Source organism: Ligilactobacillus equi DSM 15833 = JCM 10991 (genome assembly GCF_000615765.1).
Classification (GTDB): domain Bacteria; phylum Bacillota; class Bacilli; order Lactobacillales; family Lactobacillaceae; genus Ligilactobacillus; species Ligilactobacillus equi.
Window position 1 is genome coordinate 1 of the sequence record NZ_BAMI01000077.1, and the last position, 7,266, is coordinate 7,266.

The following is a 7,266-nucleotide window of genomic DNA, read 5'->3' on the forward strand; positions in this document are numbered from 1 at the left end:
AGTGGGATGCCAGTAAAGAAATCTGATAAGAAGTAGATTACAAATCTAAAAAATCTGTAAGAGCTTGTCAACCTTAAAAAGGATGTCATAATTAGGGTATACATAAAGAGAGAGTCAAAATCCAGAAAGGAATGTGATTGGTATGTTAAAGATGGTTGTAAATGGAGAGGAAAATGAAAAGGTAATCTCACTTAAAAGCGAGTGGGAAGAAGAACTGTTAGTTACTGATAACCACGGTGAAATAATAGTTGATCCACAAGATATTACATACTCATTCGGTCAGTTTATGGTGGGTGTAGTAAATGGAAATCAGCAAGTAGACGATAGTCCTTACTTAACGATTGAACTAGATGATTTAGAAAACTCGCATTTTGGGGTAATGTTTGATAAATCAGCAATTAATGAACAAAGAGAGGTAGATGATTCATTATTTGTTGAACTTACAATCGCATATAATGATATTAAGAATTATGTTGATAACTTGAACGCATTATTGTCCAAAGTTAGTCAAGAATTAGGATATAGCAAATAAGTAAAAGCCACCAGTTTTGGTGGTTTTTTAAGTATTTACTTCAAATATGAAGGTACAATTTAAAGGGGATAAAAAGCGATGTGAACGTCCAAAATTGAGGGTGTTTAATTATCAAGAGTGAGTGTTAAAAGAGCGTAAGGAAGAAAATAAAGGGGTCAGAGAGGAAATTAGGAGAAAAGTTACATAGGGGATGTAAGTAAACCCAAAACATATCATAGTATTCAGAAACATTGATTTAGCAGCGTTTAGAATTTTTCTGTCAAAGCTTGCGGTTATTAGTGGATAAACCATAATAAGAGCATAGGTTGAAGTAAAAAACAAGACCTAATCACTTATCAAAAAAGAAAAATGGAGGAATTATTATGGGACACGCCGGAGAGTCAATGGATGTAAAGAGAAAGTATGCCGACCTAGAACGTGAAAAAAAGCGGGTTAAGGGTATCGCATACGATATGCTACCGCAAATTTTAGTAGAAAATGGATATGGTCATATAAACACTTATGGTCATGGAGTTGTATCAGAAGAGAAAGCTGAAAAGTGGGACAATGATATTTGTGAAGATGGCATCTATTGCAACGCTTTATCAAGAAATCTATTGGTAAGCCAACTAAAGCATTGATAAATTTACAAAATCGGTTAGAAAAGTTGAAAAATGACCATGTATCGTACGCTTACGAACACCGCCCAACAAACGTAAAGGCTAAGTGTATTGGATGCAAGAATTGCGGTTCAAAATTCAATACAGAGTTAATGGGAAAGAAATTTAGAGAAAACGACACGCTACGGTCAATAGACTATAATAGCAAGTGTCTTTTGTGTGATAACGACTTACGTTCAGAGACAACATTAAAAACGTTGAATCGTTATAAAGAGCGTATTTCCGACCTTGAAAAGCGTATCAAGAAAGAGGAAAAGCGAATTAAGGACAAACAAAAAGGCGAGGAATACTGGAAAATTGTAGTTATTTGGAATGAAGATAATGTAGATGATTTAGTATACGGTTATTAACAAGTAAAGCCCTTCAAATAAGGGCTTTTTTTGCATAATGAATTAGTTAGTAAAAATCTCAGATTTTGGTAGAATGTTAATAGTTGTATGATTTTAGACCTCATAGGAGTTTTTTAGTATTGGGAGGATTATTTTCTATGGATGATGAAAAAGATGTGGTGTATAGCATGATGGGAGGAATAATAATCATGCTACACCTAAGGGATGCTTGTAAAAGTCGAGGTTTAGAGAACTTATTTGATAAAATATCTGATGCTGAAATTTTAGAATATTTTGACAAGCAAGCTATTCAGACTAATAAACCTTTTGAGGAAGTAGTTCAGCATGAAATAGATAACCAATTCAAGAATTTTTTGGATCAATATGATGCAAATACAATGACTAAATAGGAATTAAATCAGAAAAAACAGTATTTATAATTTACTTTTTGTTTATATTGATAGTATAATAAAGATGTTGAGGGTATCTCCTATATCCCTCAGTTAACAAAACTTTTTTCTAAACATTTTCCCCTAAGAAAAGATTGTTATGTACTTATTAAAAAGTTTAGGAAACCACTACTGATTTGGAGGCTTACAGCATTTTAGGATGTTGTAGGCCTTTAATTTTGTCAGAACTTGATGGCGATGATTGTTGTGACATAATGAAAATACAGTAAGGAATAAAGTCCAAAGAAGTGAGGTAATCTAAATGATTGGTAACATTCAAATAATTGATAATAGTATGGGAAATAAGCAACTTCAAAAACAAACTAATTTATAAAATTATTTCCTCTTTGGTTAGAAAAAATGGAGGAAAATTTATGGAAGATATTATTGTAAAAACCTATGCAAATCAAAGTACGGTTACTTTGCACGGGGATGTTACAAACGACAATCTCAAACGCTTAGGGATGATTTATGATGAAGTTAAAAAGACAGCCCCTTGTGTTGCGAGAGTGTCTAGAAAAGCAGTTAATCGTTTTGTCGAGGAACAAGAACTTGAAATTAGCATGGAACACGTCATAGAGGGCGACCAATTCGAGGTTTTAGGCATTAAATTTAAGGTTTTAGCAACTGCAGATGATCGCATTAAAGATAGTCAAGGGAAAGCGGTAGGTATAGACTTAGAGCATATTTCACGCTATGAGTATATAACAGGTAATCACTATTACCCCGATGTTTCGGTAGTCAACGCAAAGACCGCTTTTGTTGAAATGATGAAAGAAGTATATTGTACTGTGACAGGCAATAAACTCGAGTATAGATAAAATTGATTTGGTGGCTTATGTTGCCAACAGGGTAGAAAGTATCAATAACAAGCTAAACACGTAGCTAAGATTAACGTTTTTTCGCAAAATAACTCCAAAAATTACTTTCTACCTTGTTGGCAACATAAGCCTTTAAAGTGAGCTTAAACGCTCGCTTTTTTATTTGTCAGAGATTGTAAGTAACCTTAACGGTGGCATAATAAATAGTGTGGTAAGGGATGAAATAACCCGCCACTGTTAGATAGAGTAGAGAACACAGAAAGCGAGGAACTAACCATGTTAGTTGAAAATAAAACATACACTGTAACTCCAATTACTGCCAATTTAGGGAATGTAACTCTAGAACAAGACGAGAAGATTACTATTACCAAGGTTGCTAATTCTAAGGTAAGCTTTCAGCGTCAAAACGGGAAAGAATACACCGTCCAAAAGATGGCTTTAGAATTTATTCTTGAGTAAAGGGGAGGGCCACATGGAACTCAAAATTTTGTTGGTATTTTTCGGGATGGTTGCACCGTCAGTCCTACTTAGTTTAGCTTTCGGATATGCGACTATGTTAAGCAGTAAAGAACGAAGAAAAGAAAACGAGACATCTTGCAATAACAAGAAGTAGAATAACTAGAAATTCTCTTAAATTAAGCCTTCATTTTGGGGGCTTTTTTTCGACCAATTAACCTACGATCCGTAAATCTGTCAAAACTTGCAAGCATTAACAAATACGGTAAACTAAAAATAAATAGCCGGGAGGTTAGCGACGTAGAATGGGAGTTCAAAAAACGTCACTAACTGAAGGTTATTTTTTTGTCAAAAGGGATGCTTAGTTGTCTTTTTTTCTGAATAAAGGTAAATTCTTAACATTGAAGTGCGATGTTAATAAATTGCCTTTTTTCGAGAAAATTGTAAACACCTAAGGGATAAAAAAGGCAGAGGCCGCTTTTTTAGCGATGTGCTAATATCTGTCAAAACTTGCCTGTATTACTAGAAATGACATAATAAGTCTGTAAAAATCAAAAAACAAAGGACAGGAAGGGTAATTAACTATGTTTAATGTAATCAACACAAATACAGATGAAATCTTAGGAACTTTCAATACCGCAGAAGAAGCCCGCTTTTTTGCAGTTGACTTAGAAATCGACTATATGCGTAAGGAATTTCCTAACTATGAAGAAGAAAATGGTGTTAATTATGATGAGATGCCAGATTATGAAATTCTAGAAAACAGCGTCTATGAAGTATGGAAGGACGGAGCAGAAGTGTCAAATTACTAAGGGCCAAATATCTAATTTCAAAAGCGGTGAAATACCTGCTTTTTTTAGTTTTAAGCCTCGTTGTAGAATTACGGATAAAATCATACTGATTTAATTTAAAATGCAATGACAGCTAAAAATATCCACATTAAAATTGAATTTATAGTGTTTATGGTATTGAATTAGTGTACGATAAAAACCTCAAATATCCCTTTTAGTAATCAAGACCCCCAAAATCGTTAAATCAACATCTGTCAAAACTTGTTAACATCGGTGGGGATGGCATAATGGTGACACAAGGTTGAGGAAAATAACCAAAACCGAGATAATCTAAAAAACTAGAAAGCGGGAAAACATTATGTTAGATAACAGAACAAAATCACCAAAAGTAGTTATTACAGGAGAAATTACTTACACGATTGATAAAGACCACCCAGACATGCGGTATATCAAAGATTGGTACGAGGGAAAGATTTTTAAATTTAGCGATACCTACCGTTTCGATACCGAATATTGGGGACGAGATTATGAGGAGATGGCAAAATACATTATTAACGATTTAAAACTTATTGCGGGTGGCGGTTACAATACAGAACATATTAACGTAATTAGTGTTAAAGCTAAGTAAAACCAAGGCGGTAGTGATACCGTCTTTTTATTTTGCAACGAGTAAGGGAATCGTTATAAAATGATTGAAACGATAGCAATAATCATTGCAGATTATCATCCGTCAAAGCTTGCTAGTCCTGTTAGAGATGCCATAATAAGGGCATAGATAAGGGATGGTTAGCATCCCAGTAAGATGTATGATCAAAAGTATTAAAAACGGGAGGTAACCATTATGTTAGATGCAAAAGATGATGAATTAATCATCGCAGTTCATGACGCTATTGTTAAGAGTATTAAGGGGAGTGATTCAGAAAAATATATGAAGAAATTGAGTGACCGTGTGTTGAAAATTAACATGAAAGTAGCTGTTGTCCTAGCTCTTCAAGATTTAGGCCGAAATTTATAATAAAGAAAGGAAACGTTAAAGTTATGATTACACTAAGAGATACAGACAACCGAGGAAAAAAAGAAGCAAGACATCAATTGAGAGAGATGGTAAAAGAAGCGATTGACAATCAGAGCCAATGGGATGAGGCTAATATCCCTTATTACGCAACGTTTCGAGTTGACTATATGGTAATTGACGCGGAAGGTGAAGAACATCAAGGACATGCTGAAACAGACTACACAGCTTTGTCTATTCTGGAAGCATTGTGTGCAGAAAACGATGATGAAGAATTTGAAGAAGCTTGCAGTAAGGCGCAAGACCTTCAACAAAAGGAAGCATATCAACTTTTGGGCCAACAGGAAGCAAATCAACTTTTGGGCCAACTACTAGAGGATAAAAACTGGGACTTCAGTTGGGCTTACTCAGTGATTGAAAATGATGTTGCTGAATCTTTGGCCGATCACATAGAGTATGAGAATAAAAATTGGATTATGTTAGACGGCGATAGAATCGTAAACGTAACAATTAAATAGTAGTCAAAAGCATCCTTTAGGGGATGTTTTTTGCTTATGCAGTTAATTTATGATATCTGTCAGAGCTTGTCAGTAACAATGGAAAGGTCATAATTAGGGCATAGGGTCGGGATGAAGTAAGACCTAACCAAAATCAAAAAACATAAAGACGAGAGGTAATATCCATGAAAGTACAAGTACAAGAAATTATTAATCGATTAAATCAAGAGGTAGTAACCTTAGCAAGTTACGATTTTAATACAAAGCGAATAACTACAGTAACTGAAACTTTGAAAGAACGTTTAGCAACTTCTGCTGAGGAAAGTATTTTAGTAGGTGGTGCTTACTTATTAGATAACGGAATAGGATTTGATGTAGATGATGAACTTGTTGAATTAAATAATGTATATTGCTTAAATAACGAGGATGAGGCCTATAACTTAGGTGATACGTACCTTCGGGCTAAAAATGAACTTGAAGAAGGATATGTATCACAATTAAGTAATACTCAATTAGGAGAAGATGAAGAATACTGGGAGACAATCTTTACATCAGAAAAGCTAACTAAGTTTGATGAAGAAACCTTGATATTTAGTTAAGTCAACAGAGTTCAGGAGTCTTCTTTCCCTCGTGATGAAGGGCGGTTTAGCCGCTTTTTTTGTTTATAATCGTTGGTACATCAGCATCTGTCAGAACTTGATAGTGGCGGTGGGGATGACATAATAACATTATAAAGTTAATCAAAAGACACACGAGAGGTAAGTAATATGAAAACAGTAATTATCACAAAAGAAGAAATTAAAAAGTTACGTCAAGAAGTTTTAGAAAACGATTTTTACAAAGGTTAGTAGACAAGAAAGCCCGTGTTTTTAAACACGGGATGAATTGTCGATAAGCTAACCGTACTTGGTTAACCTTAAAGTGCTTTTTTTGCATATATTATAATAAACGCACAGAAAGGTGGTGAATAATATGCTAAAAGGAATTAAACTAAAATTCTATCCTAATGCTAAACAGAAACAACAATTAGATTGGATGTTTGGCAATGACAGATTTGTTTGGAATGAGATGTTAAATCTAATTAACCAACGGTATAAAAACAATCCTAGTTTAAAGATTTTGTCAGCTTATGATATGCAATATTTATTAAAACCACTTAAACAAGAATATACGTTTCTGAAAGAAAGTGATAGCTCCAGTTTACAAGTGGTAACTAATAATCTCTATCAAGCGTGGCTAATGTTTTTCAAGCGAAAGCATGGTAGACCTAGATTTCATAGTCGTAAGGCTTGTAAACAATCATATACTGGTAAGTCAGCAACCATTAAAGTTGCCAATACTAGATATATGAAAATACCTAAATTGGGAATTGTCAAAGTAAGTAAGACTAACCTGTTGAATAATTGTAAAATCAAACGTTATACCGTTGAACATGCACCTAATGGAAACTACTATTTGAGCTTGCAAGTTGAGTTTGAGAACCAAAAGCTCAATAAAACGGGTAAAGTAGTAGGTATCGACTTGGGTGTCCATGATTTAGCAATTACTTCTGATGGTGTTAAATATCCTAAACTACAATTCAAGAGCTTAGAAAAGAAGGCGAGATTGTGGCAACGTAAATATAGCAAAAGGCTACACTCAACTAAAGTAAGAGTCGCTACTCATAATCATGATAAATCTAAGTTGTATGATATTGAGGTTGAGGATTTTACTAATTGGA

Annotated in this window: 13 protein-coding genes; all 13 read left to right on the forward strand. The window is 34.2% G+C overall.

Annotated features, from left to right (window positions below; translation table 11 throughout):
• Positions 1-142: 142 nt before the first annotated feature.
• Complete coding sequence (locus JCM10991_RS10850; RefSeq protein WP_025021492.1) at positions 143-532, forward strand: hypothetical protein; 390 nt, start codon at positions 143-145, stop codon at positions 530-532.
• A 362-nt stretch (positions 533-894) separates the two neighbouring features.
• A complete protein-coding gene (locus JCM10991_RS10855) occupies positions 895-1,152 on the forward strand; it encodes a hypothetical protein (protein WP_025021493.1) in 258 nt (85 codons plus the stop codon).
• A 26-nt stretch (positions 1,153-1,178) separates the two neighbouring features.
• Entirely contained in the window at positions 1,179-1,541 is a 363-nt protein-coding gene (locus JCM10991_RS10860; RefSeq protein ID WP_162149527.1) for a hypothetical protein, read from the forward strand.
• Between the two features lie 137 nt (positions 1,542-1,678).
• A complete protein-coding gene (locus tag JCM10991_RS10865) occupies positions 1,679-1,930 on the forward strand; it encodes a hypothetical protein (protein ID WP_025021495.1) in 252 nt (83 codons plus the stop codon).
• 413 nt (positions 1,931-2,343) lie between these two features.
• Positions 2,344-2,790, forward strand: coding sequence for a hypothetical protein (locus JCM10991_RS10870; protein ID WP_025021496.1), 447 nt, complete (start codon positions 2,344-2,346; stop codon positions 2,788-2,790).
• A gap of 276 nt (positions 2,791-3,066) precedes the next feature.
• Positions 3,067-3,249 carry a hypothetical protein gene (locus JCM10991_RS10875; RefSeq protein WP_025021497.1) on the forward strand — a complete coding sequence of 61 codons (183 nt, stop codon included), beginning with the start codon at positions 3,067-3,069 and terminating at the stop codon, positions 3,247-3,249.
• A gap of 13 nt (positions 3,250-3,262) precedes the next feature.
• Positions 3,263-3,403: a hypothetical protein gene (locus JCM10991_RS15285; protein WP_155889655.1), complete on the forward strand. Its 141-nt coding sequence runs from the start codon at positions 3,263-3,265 to the stop codon at positions 3,401-3,403.
• 427 nt (positions 3,404-3,830) lie between these two features.
• Positions 3,831-4,058 (forward strand): hypothetical protein, encoded by a 228-nt coding sequence (locus JCM10991_RS10885; protein ID WP_025021498.1) that lies wholly within the window; start codon positions 3,831-3,833, stop codon positions 4,056-4,058.
• Between the two features lie 337 nt (positions 4,059-4,395).
• The gene (locus JCM10991_RS10890; RefSeq protein ID WP_025021499.1) at positions 4,396-4,665 is read left to right on the forward strand and encodes a hypothetical protein; all 270 of its coding nucleotides are present in this window, start codon (positions 4,396-4,398) and stop codon (positions 4,663-4,665) included.
• Between the two features lie 213 nt (positions 4,666-4,878).
• Positions 4,879-5,052, forward strand: a complete 174-nt coding sequence (locus tag JCM10991_RS15290; protein ID WP_155889656.1) for a hypothetical protein — start codon at positions 4,879-4,881, stop codon at positions 5,050-5,052.
• Between the two features lie 86 nt (positions 5,053-5,138).
• Entirely contained in the window at positions 5,139-5,567 is a 429-nt protein-coding gene (locus JCM10991_RS10900; RefSeq protein ID WP_155889657.1) for a hypothetical protein, read from the forward strand.
• Between the two features lie 164 nt (positions 5,568-5,731).
• The gene (locus JCM10991_RS10905) at positions 5,732-6,145 is read left to right on the forward strand and encodes a hypothetical protein (protein ID WP_025021501.1); all 414 of its coding nucleotides are present in this window, start codon (positions 5,732-5,734) and stop codon (positions 6,143-6,145) included.
• A 373-nt stretch (positions 6,146-6,518) separates the two neighbouring features.
• Positions 6,519-7,266, forward strand: a 748-nt coding sequence (locus JCM10991_RS10915; protein ID WP_025021502.1) for an RNA-guided endonuclease InsQ/TnpB family protein, incomplete at its 3' end; no start/stop codon positions are given.

Excerpts from the sequence above, each read along its gene's own strand:
- JCM10991_RS10850 (WP_025021492.1), top strand. The coding sequence starts at position 143 with ATGTTAAAGATGGTTGTAAATGGAGAGGAAAATGAAAAGGTAATCTCA.
- JCM10991_RS10855 (WP_025021493.1), top strand. The coding sequence starts at position 895 with ATGGGACACGCCGGAGAGTCAATGGATGTAAAGAGAAAGTATGCCGAC.
- JCM10991_RS10865 (WP_025021495.1), top strand. The coding sequence starts at position 1,679 with ATGGATGATGAAAAAGATGTGGTGTATAGCATGATGGGAGGAATAATA.
- JCM10991_RS10870 (WP_025021496.1), top strand. The coding sequence starts at position 2,344 with ATGGAAGATATTATTGTAAAAACCTATGCAAATCAAAGTACGGTTACT.
- JCM10991_RS10875 (WP_025021497.1), top strand. The coding sequence starts at position 3,067 with ATGTTAGTTGAAAATAAAACATACACTGTAACTCCAATTACTGCCAAT.
- JCM10991_RS15285 (WP_155889655.1), top strand. The coding sequence starts at position 3,263 with ATGGAACTCAAAATTTTGTTGGTATTTTTCGGGATGGTTGCACCGTCA.
- JCM10991_RS10885 (WP_025021498.1), top strand. The coding sequence starts at position 3,831 with ATGTTTAATGTAATCAACACAAATACAGATGAAATCTTAGGAACTTTC.
- JCM10991_RS10890 (WP_025021499.1), top strand. The coding sequence starts at position 4,396 with ATGTTAGATAACAGAACAAAATCACCAAAAGTAGTTATTACAGGAGAA.
- JCM10991_RS15290 (WP_155889656.1), top strand. The coding sequence starts at position 4,879 with ATGTTAGATGCAAAAGATGATGAATTAATCATCGCAGTTCATGACGCT.
- JCM10991_RS10900 (WP_155889657.1), top strand. The coding sequence starts at position 5,139 with ATGGTAAAAGAAGCGATTGACAATCAGAGCCAATGGGATGAGGCTAAT.
- JCM10991_RS10905 (WP_025021501.1), top strand. The coding sequence starts at position 5,732 with ATGAAAGTACAAGTACAAGAAATTATTAATCGATTAAATCAAGAGGTA.